The sequence below is a fragment of the Simplicispira suum genome (assembly GCF_003008595.1).
Classification (GTDB): domain Bacteria; phylum Pseudomonadota; class Gammaproteobacteria; order Burkholderiales; family Burkholderiaceae_C; genus Simplicispira; species Simplicispira suum.
This window is the reverse complement of sequence record NZ_CP027669.1, coordinates 1842043-1864333: the sequence shown is the minus strand read 5'-3', so window position 1 is coordinate 1864333 and position 22291 is coordinate 1842043. Positions and strand designations below refer to the sequence as shown.

Here is a 22291-nt window from a genome sequence, read left to right as displayed (position 1 = left end):
AAAGACAGGCCCGACATCGTTTGACAAATTGTGCTTAAATTGTATATCTGTCTTAGACAAACTAGTTAGACAAATGAAAATACAAACCATCGCCTCCGAAGTTCTCGTCTTGTCAGATGGGGGGATTTTCGGCCTCTCGGCCTTCGCTGGCTCCGCAAGGATCACCGCAGACGGCACTGTAAGTGCAGGGCCTGCGTCCTGTCTCGCGTTGCTGTGCCGTACTTTTGCACGCCGCCTGTATGCGGTGGGAAAAACACCAGCGCATCGTTCACCAAGGAGTCTGCCGTGAACTTCCGCACGTTTTGTTGCCAACACCTGCGAAATTCTTGGAACTTCCGTTGGTCGGCCCGACTCGATACAGCCATTCGGCACGCACAATGCCGAAAGTTCTTTGTGTTGCGAAGCCTTTCGGCCCCCGGTGGGTCGATTGAAATCCCGAGGCGCTTCTCCTCCCTCCCTCTCTTCTTCGCGTCGGGGCGCTTCGCAACTTTTTTCTTTCCAGTGGCCTGGCCTCTTGCGCGGAGGCCCGCATGAAGGTCGCAGTCGTCGGCGCCGGCATCGCAGGTCTGGCCGCTGCCCATCGCCTCGCGCCGCACGCCCAGACCACGCTGTTTGAAGCCGGCGCCACCTTTGGCGGCCATGCGCACACGGTGGACGTCACGCTGCCGGGCGAGCACGGCGCCACCACCCACGGCGTCGATACCGGCTTTCTGGTGCTCAACGAGCGCACCTACCCGCAACTCCTGGCGCTGTTTGCCGAGCTGGGCGTGGCCACCGCGCCTTCCGAAATGTCGTTTTCGGTGCAGGTGCCGCGCGTGTACGGCCCGCAGGCACTGGAGTGGAGCGGCACCAGCCTGGCCAGCCTTTTTGCCCAGCCGCGCAACCTGGTGAACCCGCGTTTCATCGGCATGCTGCGCGACCTGCTGCGCTTCAACCGCATCTGCACCGCGATTGCCGAAGCCGGTGACGAGCGCACGCTGGCGCAGCCGCTGGGCGACTTTCTGGACGCGCAGCGCCTGGGAGCCGCCTTTCGCGACTGGTACCTGCTGCCCATGCTGGGCTGCATCTGGAGCTGCCCAACGGACCAGATGCTCAAGTTCCCGGTGGCGACCATGATTCGCTTTTGCCACAACCACGGCTTGCTACAGGTGGCGAATCGCCCGCAGTGGTTCACCGTGGCCGGCGGTTCGCGCCAGTACGTGCAAAAAATCGTGCAAGGCTTGCCCGACGCGCGCTGCAACACCCCCGTACTCCGCATCGCGCGCGACGCCGCCGGCGTGCGCATCACCACCGACACGGGCACCGAGCACTTCGACCGCCTGGTGCTGGCGACGCACAGCGACCAGGCGCTGGCGCTGCTGGCCGAACCGTCCCATGAAGAGCGCGCCATTCTGGGCGCCATCCGCTACCAGGCCAACCGCGCCGTGCTGCACACCGACACCCGCGTGCTGCCCCGGCGCCGCGCCGCCTGGGCCGCCTGGAACTACGAGCGCGCGCCGCAGGGCCGCCAGGAATCGGCGCGGGTGTGCCTGCATTACCTCATCAACCGCCTGCAGCCGCTGCCGTTTGCGCGGCCTGTCGTCGTCTCGCTCAACCCGGTGGGCGGCATCGCACCCGAGCAGGTGCTGGGCGAATACGACTACGCCCACCCGGTGTTCGACGCCGCCGCCATCCGCGCCCAGCGCCGGCTCGGCAGCTTGCAGGGCCAGCAGCGCACCTGGTTTGCTGGCGCCTGGGCGGGCTATGGGTTCCACGAAGATGGGCTGAAATCGGGGCTCGCCGCCGCCGAGGGCGTGCGCGCCAGCCTGCCCACCCCGCTGGCGCAGGCCGCATGAACACCGCTGGCGCTGCCCGCTGCGCACGCCCTGGCGCCACCGGCGCACAGGCCAGGCCGCTCATTGGCTTTGGCCAGGTGCGCCATACCCGTTTGCGGCCCAAAGAGCACCGCTTCAGCTACGCCACCTTTTTTCTGCTGCTGCCCATGCGCGCACTGGCGCGCGGCAGCGACGCGGGCGCGCTGGCGGTCAACCGGCGCGGCGCCATCAGCTTTCACGACGTGGACCACGGCGATGGCCGCCCAGCGAAATCGGGAGGTGCGCTCGCCTGGCTGGACCAACTGCTGCGCGCCGAAGGCATTGAGGACGCGGACGGCGAAGTCTGGCTGCACTGCTACCCGCGCGTGCTGGGCTACACCTTCAAGCCGGTGAGTTTCTGGTACTGCGAACGACTCGACGGGAGCCTGCGCGCCATCGTCGTCGAAGTGAACAACACCTTTGGCGAGCGCCACTGCTATTTGCTGGACGAGCCCGCCTGGGGCCAGGAGCTGCGTGCGGAAAAAGTGTTTCACGTATCGCCGTTCTGCGACGTTTCGGGCAGCTACCGCTTCCGCTTTTTGTTCATCGACAAGGGCGGCGCGCTGCGCACCGTGGCGCGCATCGACCACGACGACGCGCGCGGCGCCTTGATTGAAACCAGCGTCAGCGGTGCATTGGAGCCCGCCACCCCCGCCGCGCTGCGCCGCGCACTGTGGCGCTATCCGGTGATGACCTTCGCCGTGATTGCCCGCATCCATTGGCAAGCGCTGCGCCTGTGGAGCAAGCGCGTGGGCTTTCGCCACAAACCCGCCTCGCCGCCCGCGCCCATCAGCCACCAGCAACACCCCACAACGCCCCAGCACCGAGAAGCGAGGAGACAGCCATGAACACCACCACCGCCAACCCGCTCGCCTTGCCGCCGGGCATTCCCGCCGCGGCGCGCACCGTGCTGCGTCTGCTCACGCGCCTACAGCACGGCAGCCTGACGCTGCAATTGCCGGACGGCTCCCTGCGGCACTTTGGCCCCGGTGGCGCGCCGCACGCCGCCATCGTGCTGCACAACTGGAAGGTCTGCGGCGCGGCGCTGCGCTCGGGCGACATCGGCTTTGCCGAGGGCTACATCGCCGGCGACTGGAGCACGCCGCATCTGACCGACCTGCTCAAGCTCTTTATCGCCAACCGGCACGCGGTGGAAAGCGTGGTCTACGGCAACTGGGCCGGGCGCCTGGTGTCCCGCCTGCGCCATCTGCTTAACCGCAACACCCGCGCCGGCAGCAAGAAGAACATCCACGCCCACTACGACCTGGGCAACGCCTTCTACCAACGCTGGCTGGACGAGACCATGAACTACTCGTCGGCGCTGTTTTCCGGCCCCGAGCCGACGCAGGATTTGCACGCCGCCCAGCAAGCCAAGGTGCGCCGCGCGCTGCGCGAAGCCCGTGTGCAAGCGGGCGATCGGGTGCTGGAGATTGGCTGCGGCTGGGGCGCGCTGGCGGAAATGGCGGCGACCGAGTTTGGCGCCAGCGTCACCGGCGTCACGCTCTCGACCGAGCAACTGGCGTTTGCCCAGCAACGGCTGGAGCGCCTCGGCGTCCCCGCCGCGCAGCACGACCTGCGCCTGCAGGACTACCGCGACATTGACGACGCGCCGTTTGACGCGATTTGCTCCATCGAAATGATTGAGGCGGTAGGGCGCGAATACTGGCCGACCTACTTTCAGACCGTGGCCAAACTGCTCAAACCCGGCGGGCGGGCGTGCATCCAGAGCATCGTCATCGACGACCGGCTGTTCGAGCGCTACATCGGCTCGACCGACTTCATCCAGCAGTACATCTTCCCCGGCGGCTGCCTGCCCTGCCCGCGCGAGTTCCGCCGCGAAGCCGAGGTCGCAGGCCTCACCGTCACCGAAGAACTGGCGTTTGGCGCGGACTACGCCGAGACGCTGAAACGCTGGCGCGAGCGCTTCATGGCCGAGCGCGTGCAGATTCTGCGCCAGGGCTTCGACGCGCGCTTCCTGCACATCTGGGAGTTCTACCTGGCCTATTGCGAAGCCGCGTTTGCCATGGGCGACATCGACGTGGTGCAGTACACCTTGCACAAATCGGAACTATGAAAAAGATAGCTGCTAGCGCTTACTACATAAGCGCAAGAGGCCTATTTCTCTTGTTTTTCTTCGGCACGGCGCTCGCCAGTGCCGCTGCCGATGCGCCCTTGGCGGGCGCCCAGCTCTCGGGCCGCGGCACGCTGCGCTTTCTGGGGCTGGAGGTGTACCAGGCGACGCTGTGGGTGCGGCCAGGCTTTGCGCCAACCCACTGGGCGCAGCACGCGCTCGCCCTGGAGCTGCGCTACGCGCGCGGCTTCTCGGCCGAAGCCATTGCCCAGCGCTCGATTGAAGAGATGCAGCGCCAGCAACCCGTGCCCGCGGCGCAGGCCGCCCGCTGGCAGGCCGAGCTTGCCGCGCTGCTGCCCGACGTGGCGGCGGGCGATCGACTGGTGGGCGTGTACGCGCCGGGAGAAGGGGCGCGTTTCGTGTACAACGACAAGGCGCTCGAAAGCATCGACGACCCGCTGTTTGCGCGCCTGTTCTTTGGCATCTGGCTCTCGCCGCAAAGCTCGGAGCCCACGCTGCGCGCGGCGCTGCTGGCTGCGCCGTAAACCCTGCGCGTTTTCATGTCCCAGCCCGCCGCATTCAGCCGCCGCCAGTTGGCCAGCTACAGCCTGCTGGCCCTGCCGCTGGCGTTTGCTGCGCTGCCGCTGTATGTGCTGCTGCCCAACCTGTACGCACGCGACTTCGGCATGCCGCTGGCGACGCTGGGCGCGGTGCTGCTGGCGGCGCGTGCGTTCGATGCGTTCACCGACCCTCTGCTCGGGCGCCTGGCCGACCGGTTGGGGAGTGGCCCAGCGCGCTGGAGCCTGGCGGCCGGTGCGCTCTCGGCATTGGTTCTGGCGCTCGGCATGGCGGCGCTGTGGTTCCCGCTGCCGCGCACGCCGACGGCATTGGCGGCCTGGGCCTTGGTCGCCCTGGTGCTGACCAGCGCCGCCTGGAGCCAGCTCGGCATCAGCCACCAGGCCTGGGGCGCGCGGCTGGGCCAGACCGAACTGCAGCGCGGCCGCATCATGGCGTGGCGCGAATCGGCGGGCCTGGCGGGCGTAGTGCCGGCCTCGCTGCTGCCGCTGCTGGCCGGCTTGCCCGTGACGCTGGCGGCGTTTTGCGCGCTGTTGCTGTTGGGCTGGTGGGCATGGGCGCGCGGCGCGCCGAGGCCCATTCCCGCCGCGCCCACATTGGGCGAATCCAACACCTCGCTGTGGCAACCCTGGCAGAACAAAGCCTTTCGCCGCCTGCTGCTGGTGTTTGTGGCCAGCGGCATTGCCAGCGCCATTCCGGCCACGCTGGTGCTGTTCTTCGTGCAAGACGTGCTGCAAGCGCCCGCGTTGCAAGAGCCGTGGTTTCTCGCCACCTATTTTCTTTGCGCAGCGCTGTCCATCCCGCTGTGGCTGCGCGCGGTGGCCCGCGTTGGATTGGCGCGCAGCTGGCTCGCTGGCATGCTGCTGGCGGTGGCGGCGTTTGCCTGGACGGCGCTGCTGGGCGCCGGCGACTCGGCAGCTTTTTTGGTGGTCTGCGCGCTCTCGGGCGCGGCGCTGGGTGCTGACCTCGCCCTGCCCAGCGCACTGCTGGCGGGCGTGGCCGCAGCGCAAGGCGGTGGCCGCCAGCACGAAGGCGCCTACTTTGGCTGGTGGAACCTGGCGGCCAAACTCAACCTCGCGCTGGCCGCAGGCCTGGCTTTGCCGCTGCTCGCGGCGCTTGGCTACGCACCGGGCGCACGCAACCCCGCTGCCCTGCAGACGCTGAGCTTCGCGTACGCCGTGCTGCCCTGCCTGCTCAAACTGGCAGCCGCCGCAGCCCTGTACGCCCTAGTGCTGCGGCCGCGCAGCGCTGCGCCCGCACCTCTTCAAAGGAAACCCACATGATGCAAAGACGCCACTGGCTGGGCGCCGCCCTGGCCGCCCCGCTGCTGCTGCAAGGCTGCGGCTCGCAAAAGCTCGCCGACTACTCGGCCGAAAAGCCGGTGCTCGACCTCACGCAATATTTCAACGGCACGCTCGACGCCTGGGGCATCTTCCAGGACCGCAGCGGCCAGGTGGTGCGGCGCTTTACCGTGGTGATGGTCTGCAGTTGGCAGGGGGACGAAGGCACGCTGGACGAGCGCTTCACCTATTCGGACGGCGCCACCGAGCAGCGCATCTGGCACCTGCGCCGCCAACCGGGTGGCCGCTACACCGGCACCGCCGCCGATGTGGTGGGCGAAGCCAGCGGGCAGGTGGCGGGCAACGCGTTCCACTGGAACTACACGCTCAATCTGCCGGTGGATGGCCGCACCTACGAGGTGCAGCTCGACGACTGGATGTACCAGATGGACGAGCGCGTCATGCTCAACCGCGCACGCATGAGCAAATTTGGCGTGCATCTGGGCGATTTGACCCTGTCGTTTGCCAAGCGCGCGCCATGAGCCTGAACCCTCGCATCACCGAATGGGCCGGGCGCCGCGTCTGGATAGTCGGCGCATCGACCGGCATCGGCCGCGCCACCGCCGCGCTGCTGCATGCGCGCGGCGCGCAGGTGGTGGTATCAGCCCGGGGCGAAGCGGCATTGGACAGCTTCACGCAAGCGCATCCTGGCAGCTTTGCCGTAGCGCTGGACAGCACCGATGCGCGGTCGGTTCAGGCGGCGGCGGACGTCTTGCTGGAAGCCGGCCCTCTGCACCTCGTTTGCTACTGCGCCGGGTTCTACGAAGGCCAGCAGGCAACCGATTTCGATCTGGCCAGCATGCTGCGCCACGACGATGTCAACTACCGGGGAGCCCTGCATTTTTTGGCCGCTGTGCTCCCCGCCGTTCAGGCAGCGGCTGCAGCCAGCGCCCCGGCTCACATCTGCCTCGTCAGCAGCGTTGCGGGCTTTTGCGGCTTACCCAATAGCCTGGCCTATGGACCTACCAAGGCGGCTTTGACCAATCTGGCAGAGGCGCTGTACCTGGATTTGCACGCCAAAGGCGTGGGGGTGAGCGTGGTGCACCCCGGTTTCGTAGATACGCCGCTCACCGAAGGCAATCCGTTTCCGATGCCGGCGCTGATCACGCCCGAGGCTGCAGCACGCTCCATCGTGCGCGGCTGGGAGCGCGGACAGTTCGAGATTGATTTCCCGCGCCGTTTTACGCTTGTGATGAAGCTGCTGCGCCTGCTGCCTTATGCGCTGTTCTTCCCGGTGGTACGCCGGCTCACGGGGCAGGCATGAAACCGGGCGCCCTCACACCGCAAGACGCCATGGCCCGCGCAGTGGCCTTTTTCGAGCATCTTGAGCCTGCCCACCTCGCGGCGTTGGACCTGATCTACGCGCCGGACGCAAGGTTCAAAGACCCGTTCAACGAAGTGCAGGGCCTGCGCGCCATTGGCGCCGTCTTCGAGCACATGTTTGCCACGCTGGACGCGCCGCACTTTGTGGTCACCGGCCGCGTGCTGCAAGGCTCTACATGTTTCTTGACTTGGGATTTCTGCTTCCAGATGCGCCGCTTCAAGCGCGGACAGCAGCAGGTGGTTCGCGGCGCCTCGCAACTGGTGTTTGACGAGGCGGGGCGTATCGCACTGCACCGCGACTACTGGGACGCGGCCGAGGAACTGTACGAAAAGCTGCCCTTGCTGGGCGGCTTGATGCGCTGGCTCAAGCGCCGGGCACGCAGCTAAAGGCCGGAGACATCAGGCCGGCACCGTCTCGGCAAAGCTCGCGCGCGCGGCGAGCTTGTCCTGCAGGCGCGCAAGGTTGGGGTAGTCGTCCCGCCAGGTGATTTCGGGAAAGCGAAACGCGAGCCAGCCCAGCGCGCAACCTACGGCCACGTCGGACAGAGTGAAGTGCACGCCACTGCAAAACGCCTTCTCGCCCAAGCCCTTGCTCATGGCCTGCAACGCGGCCTGCACTTTGGCCAGTTGCCGGTCCATCCAGTCCTGGCTGCGCTGTGCTTCGCTGCGGCCCGCAAATGTGCGTTCCAGCCGCACCAGGATGGCAGCGTCGAGCAGGCCGTCGGCCAGCGCTTCCCAGGTTTTGACTTCGGCGCGCTCGCGGCCCGAGGCAGGAATGAGCTTGCCAACCGGCGAGAGGGTGTCGAGATACTCGACGATCACGCGCGAATCGAACATTGCTTCGGCCCCATCCATCACCAGGCAAGGCACCTTTCCCAGCGGGTTGGAGGCGGCAATGCTGCTGTCGTCTGCCCAGACGTTGTCCAGCACAAACTGATAGTCGAGCTTCTTCTCGGCCATCACCACGCGCACCTTGCGCACGTAGGGGCTGGTGGTCGATCCGATGAGTTTCATGGTGGGTTTCCTGGTGCGGGCGGGCACCGGTGTAAGCAAATCTGACAAGCGCAGACCATTCTATCGAGGGCGCCTGACAGCCGCCGTAAGGTGTTGGTCCCCGCCTACAATCGGCCGCCATGAACGCTCCGACCACCCACTTCTCACCCATTACCGCCCTCTCGCCACTGGACGGCCGCTACGCCGCCAAGCTGGCGCTGCTGCGCCCGATCATGAGCGAGCACGGCTACATGCAGCGGCGCGTGCAGGTGGAAGTGAGCTGGTTCATTGCGCTGTCCGACGCCGGATTTACCGAGTTCAAGCCGCTCACCACCGGCGCACGCGCCTACCTGCTGGGCTTGGTGAAAAACTTCTCGGAAGCCGATTCCACGGCCATCAAGGAAATCGAGAAAACCACCAACCACGACGTGAAGGCGGTGGAGTACTGGATCAAAAGCAAATTCGAAGCGCGGCCCGAGCTGGAAAAGGCCGCTGAATTCGTGCACTTCGCCTGCACCAGCGAAGACATCAACAACACCAGCCACGCCCTCCAACTGCGCTCGGGCCGCGACCAGGTGCTGCTGCCGGGGCTGGACAGAATCGTGCTCAAGCTGCGCGAAATGGCGCACTTGTACGCGGCCGTGCCCATGCTCAGCCGCACCCACGGCCAGACCGCCAGCCCCACCACCGTGGGCAAGGAACTGGCCAACGTGCTGGTGCGCCTGCAGGCCGCGGCCGAGCGCATTGCCAGCGTGAAGATTCTGGCCAAGATGAACGGCGCGGTGGGCAACTACAACGCCCACCTGGCCGCCTGGCCGGGTTTTGACTGGGAGGCGTTCAGTCAAAACGTGATTGAGACACCGGAGCCGGTGGGCCTGGGCCTCACGTTTCAGCCCTATTCCATCCAGATCGAGCCGCACGACTACATGGCCGAGCTGTTTGACGCCGTGGCGCGCGCCAACACCATCCTCATCGACCTCTCGCGCGACGTCTGGGGCTATGTGTCCCTGGGCTACTTCAAACAGCGCCTGAAGGCGGGCGAAATTGGCTCGTCCACCATGCCGCACAAGGTCAACCCGATTGATTTTGAAAACGCCGAGGGCAACCTGGGCCTGGCCAATGCGCTTTTGCGCCACCTGTCGGAAAAGCTCCCCATCAGCCGCTGGCAGCGCGATCTCACCGACAGCACCGTACTGCGCAACATCGGCGTCGCCTTCGGCTACGCCACGCTCGCCTACAGCTCGCTGCTGACCGGGCTGAACAAGCTGGAGCTCAACGAAGAAGCGCTCGCCGCCGACCTCGACGCCGCCTGGGAAGTGCTGGCCGAGCCGATCCAGACGGTGATGCGCCGCTACGGCGTGCCCGGCGCGTACGAGAAGCTCAAGGAAGTGACCCGCGGCCAAAGCGTGACGCGGGAGGCGCTGCACGGCCTGATTGCGTCGCTGGAAATCCCCCAGGCCGAGAAGGACCGGCTGCTGGCCATGACGCCGGGCAGCTACACGGGCATGGCGGTGGCGTTGGCGCGGCGGGTTTAGATCCAAAATTTCGAGATTTTTTGGCCTCTAGCGCTTAACCAGTAAGCGTTAGCAGCTATCTATTAAATAGCATTTCTCCATGGCCACCAAATCCACCATCTTCAAGGCGAGCCTGCAAATCGCCGACATCGACCACGGCTACTACGCCGACCATGCGCTCACCCTGGCCCGCCACCCCAGCGAGACCGACGAGCGGATGATGGTGCGGCTCGCCGCCCTGGCCCTCAACGCGCATCTGCTGCAGGACTTGTGCAACGGAGACGCCACGCTCGCCTTTGGAGCGGGGCTGTCTGACCCCGACGACCCCGATGCTTCGCTGACCGATTTCACCGGCAGGAAGCGCGTCTGGATTGAAGTGGGCCAGCCCGAGGACAAACCGCTGACGCGCGCCTGCAGCAAGGCCGACGTGGTCAAGGTGTACGCCTTTGGCCACGCCGCCGACATCTGGTGGCGCGGCATCGAAACCAAGCTCACGCGCCTGGCCCGGCTGGAGGTTTGGCGCTTCCCCGCTGGCCAGGCCCAGGAACTGGCCACCCTGGCCGAACGGAGCATGCAGCTGCAAGCGACGGTGCAGGAAAGCGCGATCACACTCAGCAGCCAGCGCGGCAGCGTGCACATCGAGCCGGTGCACTGGAAGTAAACCCGTCGGCGTTGTCAACCGCATCTGGAACTGTGCGCGGCCAGCCCAGCGGCAGCGGCGCAAGGGCCTGTGCCGGCCGCGCCGCCCCGCCGCGCTGAGCAAAGTCCCCTTTGCGCAGCGCGCAGCGCAGCGAGAGAAGGGGCTGAGGGCTGCGGCGCCAAGCCTGCATGTGCAGGTTTGGACAGCTCCGAAGAGCGGACGCCACTGGCGGGAGCACCGAGGCGCGCAGCGCCTCAGCAACTGTGTTCCTGCTACACAGGCATGAGGGCACCACAGCTCCAGCACTGCTCGAAGCCGCCCTCCACCAGCTCGCCGCAAGCCGGGCAGTTCCAGCGCCGCTGCGGCAAGCTTTGCAGCTCTTCCAGCAGCGCGAGGGCACGCTCTTTGTGCTCGGCGTGCTGTAGCCAGATCTCGGGCAGGCATTCGTGCGGCGGCAGTTCACCGGCTGCGGATCCAAGGAACTGGCGCTGCACGCTGGCGGGCATGCCGGCCTCGCAGAGCAGATCGGACCACAGCATGGCCAGAACGGCGTTGGGCGCACGGACAAGCCTTTGCATGAGTTGCTCCTGATTTTCTAGCTGCTTACGCTTGCAGCATAAGCGCTGGAGGCTCATTTTGCTTGAATTTCTTGCTTTGCCCCCGCTGCCGATCATGCCGCAAGGTGGTGTAATGCGGTCTTTCCGAAGGGGAGTAGCTCCCGCCCGCAGGTCCACGGCCCCTCGCCCGCACCCTGCGGATATCGGCAGGTCGTCAACACGGCGCGCGCACAGCGCTCGCCCGGCCTGTCGGGCCTGGTGCACGCCGGGCCGAGCAAGACCTTCGATTCGAGAACCTGTGGGCTCGGGTCGAAGGCATGCCGTGCGCCTCCTGCGCATGGCTGATCCCACCCCGCTCCCGGCAGGCCCGTACTTCATTGGAAAGCTTCATGGAACAGTTTCTGACCCCCGAATTCTGGGTCGCCGTTGGCCAGATCGTGATGATCGACATCCTGCTCGGTGGCGACAATGCCGTCGTCATTGCGCTGGCCTGCCGCAAGCTCCCACCCGCCCAGCGCACGCGCGGTATCTTGTGGGGCACGGCAGGCGCCATCGTGCTGCGCGTGGTGTTGATCTTCTTTGCGCTGACTCTGCTGGCCATTCCGTTTCTCAAGCTGGCCGGCGCGCTGCTGCTGGTGTGGATTGGTGTCAAGCTCCTGGCCCCCGACCCGGACGACGATCACAGCAACATCGCCGCCAGCGACAAGTTGCTCGCTGCCATCAAAACCATCATCGTCGCCGACCTGGTGATGAGCATCGACAACGTGATTGCCATTGCCGGAGCGGCCCAGGGCGCAGCCGATCACCATGAGATGCCGCTGGTGATCTTCGGGCTGGTGATCAGCATTCCGATCATCGTCTGGGGCAGTCAGTTGGTGATCAAGCTGATGGACCGCTTCCCCTCCATCATCACCTTTGGCGGCATGCTGCTGGGCTGGATTGCCGGCACCATGCTGGTGTCCGACCCGGCACTCGCCGTCGCCGACACGCTGGCCTGGATGCCCAAGATCGACCAGACCAGTGGCGCCATCAAATACGGTGCCGGTGTGGCCGGCGCACTGCTGGTGCTGGGACTGGGCAAATGGACCGCAGCCCGAAACAAGGCGGCAGCGCCGGCGGGCTGAAGGCGCTATGCTGAACGCATGTTGAAAATCCTTGCCAAATGGCTGCTCAGCGCCACCGCGCTGCTCGCAGTCGCCTATCTCTACAGCGGCGTGCAGGTGGAAAGCTTTGGCTCCGCGCTGATTGCAGCCTTCGTCATCGGCCTGTTCAACGCCGTGCTGCGCCCGGTGCTGGTCATTCTGACGCTGCCGGTCACCATCGTCACGGTGGGGCTGTTTCTGTTTGTCATCAACGCGCTGATGTTCTGGTCTGCGGCGGGTGTGCTGAGCGGCTTTCACGTCAGCGGCTTTGGCGCCGCGCTTCTGGGCTCGCTGATCTATTCGCTACTGGGTCTGTTGATCGAATCAGCGCTCGGCGGTTTGTTCGCGAAGAAGTAACTGCACGGCGCGCAGGCGCGTGTCGATGATGGAGACCTCCACATAGTCCGCAGGCGTGCCGCTTTGGGCCGCCAGCGCCTGCCCGGCCTTGAAGCGGTCCACCGCCGCCGCGTAGTCGTACTGCGCGGCACGCGCTTCACCCTCGGCGCGCACCGCGCGCAGCACCTGTCCCTGCGCCTGCCAGTTCGACGCCAGCGCCTGCCAGGCCGTCGCATCCTGCGGGTGCAGCGCCACCCAGCTTTGCAAGGCGCCCGACGCCTCGCCCGCGCGGCCCAGCGCCAGCAGTGCCTGAGCGCGCAGCAGCACTTCGGGGCGCAAAGCCGAACCTGCAGAAGCGCCCGGCATGGGCAAGGCGGCGAGCGCCGCCGCCGGAGCGCCCGCCCGCAGTTCAATGTCTGCGCCCAACAGCCGCGCCTGGCGACTGGCTGCCGCGTCGGCCGCCACCAGGGGCTGCAAGCGGGCCAGCCATTGGCGCGCCCGCGCACTGTCGCGCAATTCGCTGGCCGCAAGCGCGCTGGCGTACAAAACCGCCGCACGTTCAGCGGCCGGGCGTTCGGAAAAACCCAGGCCGGCCGGCTCTGCCACCCATTGCCGCAGTACGTCCACGCCGGGGGCGGAGAGAACGCGCGCACGCGCTGCCAGCAGCACGTGGTTGAGGAGCGAAAACTCGCCCCGATCGCGCGGCACGGCCCGCGCGTCCGGGGGCTGGCGCGCCTGCATGTCGGCGATGCGCTGCGTGGTCAGCGGGTGGCTGCGCAGGTAGGGCCAGGAGCCGTTGTCGTTGATGCGGTTGGCTTGCTGCAGCTTGTCGAACATGCTGACGAAACCCTGCGGCGCAAAGCCGGCCGGTACCATCAGGCCCAGACCCACGCGGTCCGCCTCGCGCTCCATGTCGCGCGAAAAATTGAGCTGTGTCTGCACCGCCAGCGCCTGTCCGCCAATGGCCAGCGCCTGCCCTGCCTGGGGGTTCTTGCTGGCCGCCAGCATGCCTAGCACCATGGCACCCATCATGAGCGGCGTCTGCACCTTCTGGCGCCCGATCAGGCGCGCAATATGGCGCTGGCTGATGTGGCTCAGCTCGTGCGCCAGCACCGAGGCGAGTTCATCGGGCGTGCTCACCACACCCACCAAGCCCAGGTTCACACCCAAATAGCCTCCGGGCAAGGCAAAGGCGTTCACCGTGCGATCGCGCCCAAGAAAGAGCTCAAACGCAAAGCGATCATCGAGCTCGGCGGATATTTCACCGCGGGCGCGCGCTGCGGCAATCAGCGCCTGCCACATGTCCTGCACGTACTCGGTGAGCTGCGGATCGTCGATGTAGTCCGGATCGCGGTACAGCTCCCGCGCAATGCCGTCGCCCAGGCGCCGCTCCGCGCCCGCGCTCATGTCACCGCCGTCACCCAGCGTGGGCAGGCGGGCGGGCTGCGCCTGGGCGAGCGCGCCCATAACTACCAAAACGATAGCTAAGAACGATTTACAGATAAGCGCTGGAGGCCAATTCGGCATCAAAATTCCTCATTGCGGCTGGCTATTGACACCACAACGGCGTGGCGGCAGTTCCGTATGATGGCCCGACGCGGCGAAGGTTCGCTGCGCAGGCCCCCCTTGCCACCCTTCGGCCCAGCCCATTCTTGCCCATGTCCGCACTCACCCACTTCGACGCCCAGGGCCAGGCCCACATGGTGGACGTAGCCGCCAAGCCCGCCACGCACCGCATCGCCCTTGCCACCGGCCGCATCGAGATGCTGCCAACCACCCTGGCGCTGATCGAGGCCGGCAACGCCAAAAAGGGCGACGTGCTGGGCATCGCCCGCATCGCCGGCATCCAGGGCGCGAAGAAGACCAGCGACCTGATCCCCCTGTGCCATCCGCTCGCGCTCACCCGCGTGGCAATCGATTTCGCGCCGGCCAGCAGCCAGCATGCGGGCGCCATTGGCATTGCCTGCACCGCCACGGTGGAAACCGTCGGCCTCACCGGCGTGGAAATGGAGGCGCTGACCGCCGTGCAGGTGGCCTTGCTGACCATCTACGACATGTGCAAGGCGGTGGACCGGGGCATGTCCATCCACGGCGTGCGCGTGCTGGAAAAGCATGGCGGCAAGTCGGGGAGTTTTGTGGCCGGCGCAGGCGCGTAAGCGGCGGCCGTCACTCTGCAGCGGCCGACGCCTTCCCACCGCGCAGCCAGCGGGAATAGGCCGACGGGTAGGCGGCGGCATAGCGCTGGCGGTGAAACTGCGCCTCACCCGTGCGTCCCAGCAGCTCGGCGCTTTCGATCAAGCGCTCGATGACACGTGGCTCGGGCGAGTAATGCAGCAAATCCAGCGCCAGCGCGTGCGCCTCGGCGGCATTGCCCGCGTTCACGGTCATCGTGGTGAGCCGGGCAAAGCGCGCGGCATCGGGCCACAGCGGCGCCTGCGCCAGGCGGCCATCGGCCAAAACGGTCAGCGTCTGGCTGCGGCTGGCCGCTGGCAGATAGAGCTGGCTCAGGGCGGAATACTGCACGCCCAGAAGCGCGATACAAACTATCAAAACAATAGCTGCTAACGCTTTTACATATTGCGCTAGAGGCCATTTTTGCTTGAAATATCGGAGACAAAAACCTCCCGTCAGCAGCGCCAGCGCGCCCAGCGCCGCCAGCTGGAAGGGCCCATACCAGAGCGGAAACTCCAGCAGACTGTGCAGGCCGATGGGCAGCAGCACCCCCCAGGCGAGCTGGCGCGGCGCCTGGGTTTCGGCCCAGGGGCGCGCACGCCAGGTCCACACGGCGGCGCTGCCACAAAGCAACAGCGCCACAGGCACGCCCAGCTCCACCGCAAGTTGCAGCGGCAGGTTGTGCGCGTTGTCCAGCAGTGCGCAGAAACGCCCGCCCGGAAACAAGGTGACGTAGTGCGCGTAATCCAGCTCGCCCCAGCCCCAGCCCAGCCAGGGGCGCAACGCAATCAGGTCCAGCACGTTGGACCACAGCAGCCGCCGGCTGCCGCAGCCGTACGACGCCGCCATGCGCGTGAATACCCCGCTGCCCTGCACCCCCGTGGCTTTCCACAGCAGCATGGGAAGGACCCAGCTGGCCAGGGCATACAGCAACACCCCCCCAGCAACAGACGCAGCGCTGCAGTGCCCAGCCGCCGATGCCACAGCACCACCAGCACCAGCAAAAGAAGCCATTGCGCCAGCCCCGTGCGCGAGGCGGTGGCGGCGCAACCGATGGCCAGCAAGGCCATGCCCCCCCAGTGCGCCGCACCCGGCCAGCGACGCAAACGCTCGGAGCGGCCGCCACGCTGCGCTACCCACCACACCAGCGCCCACGCGCCCAGGCTCAGCAGCGTCGCTTGCTGGTTGCGCTGGCGCAGGTTGCCCATGGCCTGGCCGCTGGGCGCGGTGTAGACCCAGGGTGACAACATGTCGGCCAGACCAAAGTACTGGGCCAGCCCGATGGCGCTCGATACCAGCGCAGCCATCAGCAGCCCGGCGCCGACGATGCGGGCCCAGGTCTGCATGCCCCAGGGTGGGCGCAGCAGCGCTTGCACGGCGGAAATCAGCAACAGAGCAGCGACACACAGCCAGCTCGCTGCCAGGGGCCAGAAGTTGCTGCTGGGCGGCCGGGTCAAGCCCCAGAGGAAAGGCAGGGCCAGCGCCAGGACGGCCAACGCAGACAACGCAGCGTCCAGCCGCGCCGACGCTGCAGGTTGCGGCGGCTGCATGGCTAGTGTGCTGCCCCGTAAATAGTTGCCTGAAATGAAATCGATGGATTCGTGCTCAGGACAAGGCGCAAACCGCAGTGATAGCCGTTGCTATCACGAGGATCTGCAACGCAGTACTGTGCAGGAAGGGCGCTGTTTTCTAGGCAATGCATTTACGGTACAGCCCACTGGCTACAGCTTTTCGACCTCGCCGGCCTTGGGCTGCCACTTCATCAGGCGCCGCTCGATGCGGCCCACCAAGCCATCAAGAGCCAAGGCAAATGCCGTCAGTACCAGAATGCCGGCCATCACGGTGTTGATGTCAAACGTGCCCTCGGCCTGCAGGATCAAATAGCCCACGCCCTGGCTTGAACCCAGGTATTCACCCACCACCGCGCCGACGAAAGCCAGGCCCACCGAGGTATGCAGGGAGCTGAACACCCAGCTGGTGGCGCTGGGCAAGTACACGAAGCGCAGCAATTGCCGCTGGCTGGCGCCCAGCATGCGGGCGTTGGCCAGCACCACCGGGCTTACCTCCTTGACGCCTTGGTAGACGTTGAAGAACACGATGAAAAACACCAGCGTGACCCCCAGCGCCACCTTGGAGCCCATGCCCAGGCCGAACCACACCGAAAAGATCGGCGCCAGCACGATGCGCGGCATCGAGTTGAAGGCCTTGATATAGGGTTCCAGCAGCGCCGACGCCATGGGCGAGAGCGCCAGCCACAGGCCGCCAGCCAGGCCGGTGCCGGCGCCAATGGCAAAGGCCATGGCCGTTTCCGCGAGCGTTACGCCCAGATGGCGGTAAATGTCGGCATCTGTTACGAACCACTGCCAGATGCGCGCAAAAATCACCAGCGGCTGGCCAAAGAAGAACGAGGCCTGGCGGTCGTTGTCGAACATGAAGGGCGGGATAAAGCCCGGACGGGTCATGGCGTCCCAAAACAGGAAAAGTAGCACCAGCAGGCCGAGCTGCCAGGCGCGCAGCGTGGCAGCGCGGGGCTTGATTTTCTCCCACATGGTTCAGGCCACTTTCTGCAACTGTTGCTGGTAACCCTTGAGCACTTCCTCGCGCAGCACATCCCAGATGCCGGCGTGCAGTTCGCGAAAGCGCGGCGTGGATTTGATCTCGGCCACGTCGCGCGGGCGCGCAATGTCGATCACAAATTCGCCCATGGGGTGCGAGGCCGGGCCGGCACTCATCACCACCACGCGGTCGCTCATGGCGATGGCCTCGTCCAGGTCGTGGGTGATGAACAGGACTGCCTTGCGCTTGGCCTGCCACAGTTGCAGTACTTCGTTTTCCATCAGCTGGCGGGTCTGGATGTCGAGCGCGGAAAACGGCTCGTCCATCAGGATGATGTCCGGATCCAGCACCAGGGTCTGCGCCAGGCTGGCGCGCTTTCGCATGCCGCCGCTCATCTGGTGCGGGTAGCGGTCGCCAAAGCCCGACAGACCCACACGCCCCAGCCATTCCTGGGCCAGGGCCTGGGCCTCCTTGAGCGGCGTACCGCGAAACTCCAGCCCCGCCGACACATTGGCCAATGCGGTACGCCAGGGCATCAGGCTCTCCGTCTGAAACATGTAGCCCGCGCGGCGGTTCAGGCCCACCAGGGGCTCGCCAAACACCTGTACGCTGCCCAGACTGGGCGCCAGCAGGCCGGCGGCCACGTTCAGCAGCGTGCTCTTGCCGCAGCCCGTGGGGCCGACGACGCTGACGAACTCGCCCGCGCCCACGCGCAAATCCACGTCCTGCACGGCGGTGTAGCGTTGGTCAGGTGCGTCTTTGCTGACAAAGGTGCAGGCCACGCCGGTGAGCGTGAGCGCTGCCGCCGGGTTATCAGTGGCATCAAGCACCTCAGCCGCGCTTGCGAGCATTGGCCTTCTTGACAAATTCGTTGGTGTAGACAGCGTCCAGGTCGAGCTTGGCTGCCGCGATCTTCGGGTCGACGCTGGCCAGGGCACGGTACGCGGTCTGTGCGCCTGCCGTCGGGAACATGCCATCGGGCGAGAGCGCCTTTTGCGCTGCCAGGAAGCCGTCGATGTAGACCGCGCGGTCGCCCAGCAGATAGCTCTCGGGCACCACTTTGATCACATCGCCGGGCCCCGCCGAATGAATCCAGCGGTCCGCACGGACAATGGCATTGGTCAACGCCTGCACGGTACCGGGGTTGGCACGCACAAAGGGCTCCGGCGCGTACAGGCAGGCGGCCGGCATGGGGCCGCCAAACACTTTTTCGGCCTCAGAGACGATGCGCGTGTCAGAAATGATTTTCAAATCGCCTGAGCGCTGCAGCAGCGTGATGACCGGGTCGAGGTTGCTGATGGCATCGATCTGCCCCGAGCGCATCGCGGCCACCGCGCCGTTGGCCGCGCCCACGCCGACAAAACTCACTTCGCTCGGCTTCACGCCGGCCTTGGCCAGCACATAGTTCACCATCACATTGGTGGAGCTGCCCGGCGCAGTGACGCCAATCTTCTTGCCGCGCAGGTCCGCAACCGTTTTGTAGTCGGGCATGGTCTTGGGGTTGATGCCCAACACCACCTGCGGCGCCAGCCCCTGCAACACAAAGGCGCGCATGGGCTGGCCCTTGAACTGCATGTTGACCGTGTGCTCGAAAGCGCCCGACACCACATCGGCACTGCCTCCCACCACCGCCTGCAGCGCCTTGGAGCCGCCGGCGAAGTCCACGATGGTGACGTCCAGCCCCTCGTCCTTGAAATATCCAAGCTGCTCGGCAATGGTGAGCGGCAGGTAATAGAAGAGGTTCTTGCCACCCACGGCGAGGGTGAGTTTGGATTTTTCTAGGGATTGGGCAAAGGCCAGGTGAGGCAGAGCGGCGCTGGCGAGGGCGGATGTGATGAGGTGGCGGCGGTTGAGCATGGAAGAATTCTCCTTGGCGATATCCGGGTTAGTCGTATCACAGGTGAGCCACTCATGAGCCACTCGGCGTGACAAATCATCCTAGCACCAGACTTGCGTGCGGCAAGTGTTGCGGCAGAACGACCCTTGTAGCAATGGCTTCGCTTGCTTCTGCCTTCTCTTTCATGCGCGTCCGTAGAATCCGCGCAGCTTGCCGAACTCACGCACCGCTAATTTTGCCCCAGGCATTGTTTTTGCGTGTAACTTCGTTTTGTTTTCTCGGCTTGCCGAGCTAGGTTACTGGAGCTTGCCTTAATGTCCCCCGATACAAACCACCGCCACCGACACGCACTGCTAGCCATTTTTGTCCTGTCTGGTTTTGCCGGGCTCATTTACCAGTCCATCTGGTCCCATTACCTTGGCTTGTTCCTCGGCCACGCAGCCTATGCACAGGCGCTCGTTCTGGCTATTTTTATGGGTGGAATGGCGACGGGTGCCGCCTGGATCGCCCACGCCGGCCAGCGCTGGCGCAACCTCGTTCGGGGCTATGCCCTCATTGAGGCAGCCATTGGCGTGCTCGGTTTGCTGTTTCACTGGATTTTTACTGGGGTTGCTGCCTTCAGCTACGATTGGCTGATTCCAGCTTTGGGCTCTCCGTGGGCGGTGGATATTGCGCGCTGGGGAATTGCAGCGCTGCTCATATTTCCTCAGACCATTTTGCTGGGGATGACCTTCCCCTTGATGAGCGGTGGCCTGATCCGGCGCTTTCCGGGTCGCGAAGGCAGCTTGCTGGGCGGACTGTATTTCACCAACAGCATAGGCGCAGCGATTGGCGCACTGGCTGCTGTGTTCATTCTTTTGCCTTGGGTGGGCCTGCCGGGCGCCATGGTCGCTGCTGGCATTCTGAATTTCCTTGTCGCAGCTCTTGCGTGGTGGCTGGCGCGCGAGCCCGAGCCGGTGCCAGTTGCACCTACAGAAGCAAAAGCTGCGCCGGAGCAGCGACTTCTTCAAAACCCCTTATTGCGACTGGTGCTCTTCGGTACCGCCCTTTCTGGCGCAGCGTCATTTGCTTACGAAATCGTCTGGATTCGCATGCTTAGCATGGCCGTCGGCAGCACCATGCATGCATTTGAGTTGATGCTGGCCTCCTTCATCGCCGGCATTGCGCTGGGCGGTCTTTGGGTGCGGAACCACGCTGACCGCACTGAATCGCCCTTGCGCTTGGTGGGCTGGATGCAGGTCGGCATGGGCGTGGCCGCACTTGTCTCCCTTGGTGTGTACGCGAACGCGTTCAGCTGGGTGGGATGGCTAATGGGTTCACTAGCCAAGTCGGATGGCGGGTACGCCCTCTTCAATCTAGGCACGGCCACTATCGCCATTGCCATCATGCTTCCGGCCGCGTTTTTTGCGGGCACCACTCTGCCGTTGTTCACAGTGACCTTGCTACGCGAAGGGCTGGGCGAGCGGGCCATCGGACGCGTTTATGCATGGAACACGCTCGGCTCCATCGTAGGTGTGTTCGCTGCCATTCACTTGCTGATTCCGACGCTCGGGCTGAAGTTAACCTTGTGCGTTGCAGCGGTCTTGGACATTGGCATTGGCCTGTTTCTGCTCCGCCTGCAGATAAATTCACGTCACTCAATGATTAGATTTGCGGTGGCGGCCGGTATTTCTGCCGTTGCGTTGATGGTCGCCGTGCGCATCCCATACGACCCCATGAAGTTGGCCTCAGGCGTTTTCAGGTACGGGGACTCCGAAATCGATGCCGGCACCCAGAAAGTCGTCTATTACCGGGACGGGAAAACTTCGAGCGTTGCCGTGATTGCAGGGTTCGATGGCAGCGCCAACATTTCCACCAACGGCAAACCCGACGCCGGCATCATGGTCAAGGACGGTGGCTGGCCCACCAGTGATGAGCCCACCATGACCCTGGCTGCCGCGCTGCCCCTTACCATGCTGGACAAACCTGCCCATGTGGGAGTGATCGGATTTGGTTCGGGCATGACGACGCATACGCTGCTTGGTGACCCACGTGTCAAGCAAGTGGACACCGTCGAAATAGAGCCGGCCATGGTCGAAGGAGCCCGCCTGTTTGGAGATCGTGTCGGACGGGCCTACACCGATCCGCGCTCCAGGATCGTGATTGACGATGCGAAGGCTTTTTTCGCAGCCAATCCGACGAAATACGACATCGTGATTTCGGAGCCTTCCAATCCGTGGATTAGCGGTGTGGGCACCTTATTTTCGAAGGAGTTTTACCAGTTTGTACCCACCTACCTGAACGAAAACGGACTTTTTGTTCAATGGGTGCAGCTCTATGAAATCAACGAGGAGCTAATAGGTTCCATTTTCAATGCGATGTCTCCGCATTTTGAAGACTACGCTGCATGGATGACCAATGGCTCCGACATGCTGATCGTCGCCAGTCCCAAGGGGAAATTGCCAAAGAGCGATCTCAACAGGCTTTTCCAGAACCCAGGACCGCTGAAGGCAGAATTGGCCCGACTCGGCATTACCACCCAGGAGATACTCGATTTCCGAAAGATCGCGGATGCACGAATGCTGCGAGGGATTGCGCGCTTATACAACCAATTGCCCCCAAACTCAGACTATTTCCCGATTCTGGGACTCTACGCACCCAAAAGCAGGTATCAGGGGATTACTGCAGAAGCTATTTCCACGCTACCGGCGCAAGAAGCCATCCTGCTGGAAGCGTCGGGTATTAGACTGCCCCTACCTCTGCATATGGTGCCGTCAAAGCTCGCTCATTTCCCTGCAGACACCATGACGTGGCGTGCCCGAGCGCTGCTGGCTGAACTGGCTGGGCAACTCGGTACGCAATTGCCGGATCTTCTTCCAGCCCGAAACCTGTCACCAGCAATTCTGATGAGAGAAGCGGCCCGTAAGGCATGCGAGCAGTCATGGAACCCGGCGACCAGCCATCAGCTGTCCATTCGAATTCGTGAGTTTTCCGTTCTCACAAATGCCTTTCTTCCAAGTAGCGCATTGCGAGACGTGTGGAGTCGCCGGGATTGGATCCCCTGCAAGGTAACCTCCCCAGACATTGCCCGGACGCTCTCGCTCATGAACGCCATATCCACCCGTGACTGGAACGCCATGCAGGATGAGGGCCGGAAATGGTTTGCCCTACCCCCTCAGGACAGCGCAATTTACAGGGATTACGAAGATATGGCCCTGTCGGCGTTACTGCTCAGCCTCGCCCACCAAGACCAGTGGAAGGAATTGCTGGAGGCAGACGAGCAGATTGGACTTCCAGAAAAATCGGACAATGTTTACCAATTGCATCGCAGATTACTAAGGGCCATGGCCCGTGACCAGAATGGCCCTGGTTTGAATTGATAGTGCTTAAGAGCTGACGTGC

The 22291-nt window shown here is 64.6% G+C and carries 21 protein-coding genes; 14 read left to right on the top strand and 7 right to left on the bottom strand.

The features are described 5' to 3' along the window. Positions 1–530 precede the first annotated feature (530 nt). From C6571_RS08690 to C6571_RS08655, 8 genes are read left to right on the top strand one after another with little or no spacing between them, the layout of a single operon-like run. Complete coding sequence (locus C6571_RS08690; protein WP_106446334.1) at positions 531–1835, top strand: NAD(P)/FAD-dependent oxidoreductase; 1305 nt, start codon at positions 531–533, stop codon at positions 1833–1835. Beyond that, complete coding sequence (locus C6571_RS08685; protein WP_106446333.1) at positions 1832–2701, top strand: DUF1365 domain-containing protein; 870 nt, start codon at positions 1832–1834, stop codon at positions 2699–2701. The genes C6571_RS08690 and C6571_RS08685 overlap by 4 nt, the downstream gene beginning before the upstream one ends. Next, positions 2698–3927 (top strand): SAM-dependent methyltransferase, encoded by a 1230-nt coding sequence (locus tag C6571_RS08680; RefSeq protein WP_106446332.1) that lies wholly within the window; start codon positions 2698–2700, stop codon positions 3925–3927. Before C6571_RS08685 ends, C6571_RS08680 begins: the two co-directional genes overlap by 4 nt. 50 nt (positions 3928–3977) lie before the next feature. Next, positions 3978–4469, top strand: a complete 492-nt coding sequence (locus tag C6571_RS08675; protein ID WP_245901476.1) for a chalcone isomerase family protein — start codon at positions 3978–3980, stop codon at positions 4467–4469. A 15-nt stretch (positions 4470–4484) separates the two neighbouring features. Beyond that, positions 4485–5783 carry an MFS transporter gene (locus C6571_RS08670; RefSeq protein WP_106446330.1) on the top strand — a complete coding sequence of 433 codons (1299 nt, stop codon included), beginning with the start codon at positions 4485–4487 and terminating at the stop codon, positions 5781–5783. Continuing rightward, a complete protein-coding gene (locus tag C6571_RS08665; RefSeq protein WP_106448131.1) occupies positions 5783–6322 on the top strand; it encodes a DUF3833 domain-containing protein in 540 nt (179 codons plus the stop codon). The genes C6571_RS08670 and C6571_RS08665 overlap by 1 nt, the downstream gene beginning before the upstream one ends. Next, complete coding sequence (locus C6571_RS08660; protein WP_106446329.1) at positions 6319–7104, top strand: SDR family NAD(P)-dependent oxidoreductase; 786 nt, start codon at positions 6319–6321, stop codon at positions 7102–7104. The genes C6571_RS08665 and C6571_RS08660 overlap by 4 nt, the downstream gene beginning before the upstream one ends. Further along, complete coding sequence (locus C6571_RS08655; protein ID WP_106446328.1) at positions 7101–7550, top strand: nuclear transport factor 2 family protein; 450 nt, start codon at positions 7101–7103, stop codon at positions 7548–7550. Before C6571_RS08660 ends, C6571_RS08655 begins: the two co-directional genes overlap by 4 nt. 12 nt (positions 7551–7562) lie before the next feature. Here C6571_RS08655 and C6571_RS08650 read toward each other — a convergent pair whose 3' ends face one another. Next, positions 7563–8177 carry a glutathione S-transferase N-terminal domain-containing protein gene (locus tag C6571_RS08650; RefSeq protein ID WP_106448130.1) on the bottom strand — a complete coding sequence of 205 codons (615 nt, stop codon included), beginning with the start codon at positions 8175–8177 and terminating at the stop codon, positions 7563–7565. A 119-nt stretch (positions 8178–8296) separates the two neighbouring features. Here C6571_RS08650 and purB point away from each other — a divergent pair, with 119 nt between their 5' ends. Together purB and C6571_RS08640 are read left to right on the top strand one after the other, a co-directional pair. Then, positions 8297–9691, top strand: a complete 1395-nt coding sequence (purB, locus tag C6571_RS08645) for an adenylosuccinate lyase (protein ID WP_106446327.1) — start codon at positions 8297–8299, stop codon at positions 9689–9691. A gap of 79 nt (positions 9692–9770) precedes the next feature. Continuing rightward, a complete protein-coding gene (locus C6571_RS08640) occupies positions 9771–10331 on the top strand; it encodes a YaeQ family protein (protein WP_106446326.1) in 561 nt (186 codons plus the stop codon). A 251-nt stretch (positions 10332–10582) separates the two neighbouring features. Here C6571_RS08640 and C6571_RS08635 read toward each other — a convergent pair whose 3' ends face one another. Continuing rightward, entirely contained in the window at positions 10583–10888 is a 306-nt protein-coding gene (locus C6571_RS08635) for a putative signal transducing protein (RefSeq protein WP_106446325.1), read from the bottom strand. Positions 10889–11256: 368 nt separating this feature from the next. Between C6571_RS08635 and C6571_RS08630 the strand changes: the two genes are divergently transcribed. Both C6571_RS08630 and C6571_RS08625 read left to right on the top strand, forming a co-directional pair. Next, positions 11257–11991 (top strand): TerC family protein, encoded by a 735-nt coding sequence (locus tag C6571_RS08630; protein ID WP_106448129.1) that lies wholly within the window; start codon positions 11257–11259, stop codon positions 11989–11991. Positions 11992–12012: 21 nt separating this feature from the next. Next, positions 12013–12366 (top strand): phage holin family protein, encoded by a 354-nt coding sequence (locus C6571_RS08625; protein WP_106448128.1) that lies wholly within the window; start codon positions 12013–12015, stop codon positions 12364–12366. On the opposite strand, the gene C6571_RS08620 is transcribed toward C6571_RS08625, so the two are convergent. Beyond that, positions 12334–13812 carry a M48 family metalloprotease gene (locus C6571_RS08620; protein WP_245901474.1) on the bottom strand — a complete coding sequence of 493 codons (1479 nt, stop codon included), beginning with the start codon at positions 13810–13812 and terminating at the stop codon, positions 12334–12336. The genes C6571_RS08625 and C6571_RS08620 overlap by 33 nt on opposite strands. Positions 13813–14003: 191 nt before the next feature. Here C6571_RS08620 and moaC point away from each other — a divergent pair, with 191 nt between their 5' ends. Continuing rightward, a complete protein-coding gene (moaC, locus tag C6571_RS08615) occupies positions 14004–14501 on the top strand; it encodes a cyclic pyranopterin monophosphate synthase MoaC (protein WP_106446323.1) in 498 nt (165 codons plus the stop codon). 10 nt (positions 14502–14511) lie between these two features. Here moaC and C6571_RS08610 read toward each other — a convergent pair whose 3' ends face one another. The 4 genes from C6571_RS08610 to C6571_RS08595 form a co-directional block, all read right to left on the bottom strand. Beyond that, on the bottom strand, positions 14512–15531 hold the full coding sequence (locus C6571_RS08610; protein WP_338054257.1) for a PglL family O-oligosaccharyltransferase: 1020 nt from the start codon (positions 15529–15531) through the stop codon (positions 14512–14514). A 707-nt stretch (positions 15532–16238) separates the two neighbouring features. After that, positions 16239–17066 carry an ABC transporter permease gene (locus C6571_RS08605; RefSeq protein WP_106446322.1) on the bottom strand — a complete coding sequence of 276 codons (828 nt, stop codon included), beginning with the start codon at positions 17064–17066 and terminating at the stop codon, positions 16239–16241. 3 nt (positions 17067–17069) lie between these two features. Beyond that, the gene (locus C6571_RS08600) at positions 17070–17903 is read right to left on the bottom strand and encodes an ABC transporter ATP-binding protein (protein ID WP_245901472.1); all 834 of its coding nucleotides are present in this window, start codon (positions 17901–17903) and stop codon (positions 17070–17072) included. 1 nt (position 17904) lies between these two features. Next, entirely contained in the window at positions 17905–18930 is a 1026-nt protein-coding gene (locus C6571_RS08595; protein ID WP_106446320.1) for an ABC transporter substrate-binding protein, read from the bottom strand. A gap of 294 nt (positions 18931–19224) precedes the next feature. Here C6571_RS08595 and C6571_RS08590 point away from each other — a divergent pair, with 294 nt between their 5' ends. Next, the gene (locus tag C6571_RS08590) at positions 19225–22269 is read left to right on the top strand and encodes a fused MFS/spermidine synthase (protein ID WP_106446319.1); all 3045 of its coding nucleotides are present in this window, start codon (positions 19225–19227) and stop codon (positions 22267–22269) included. Positions 22270–22291: the final 22 nt, after the last annotated feature.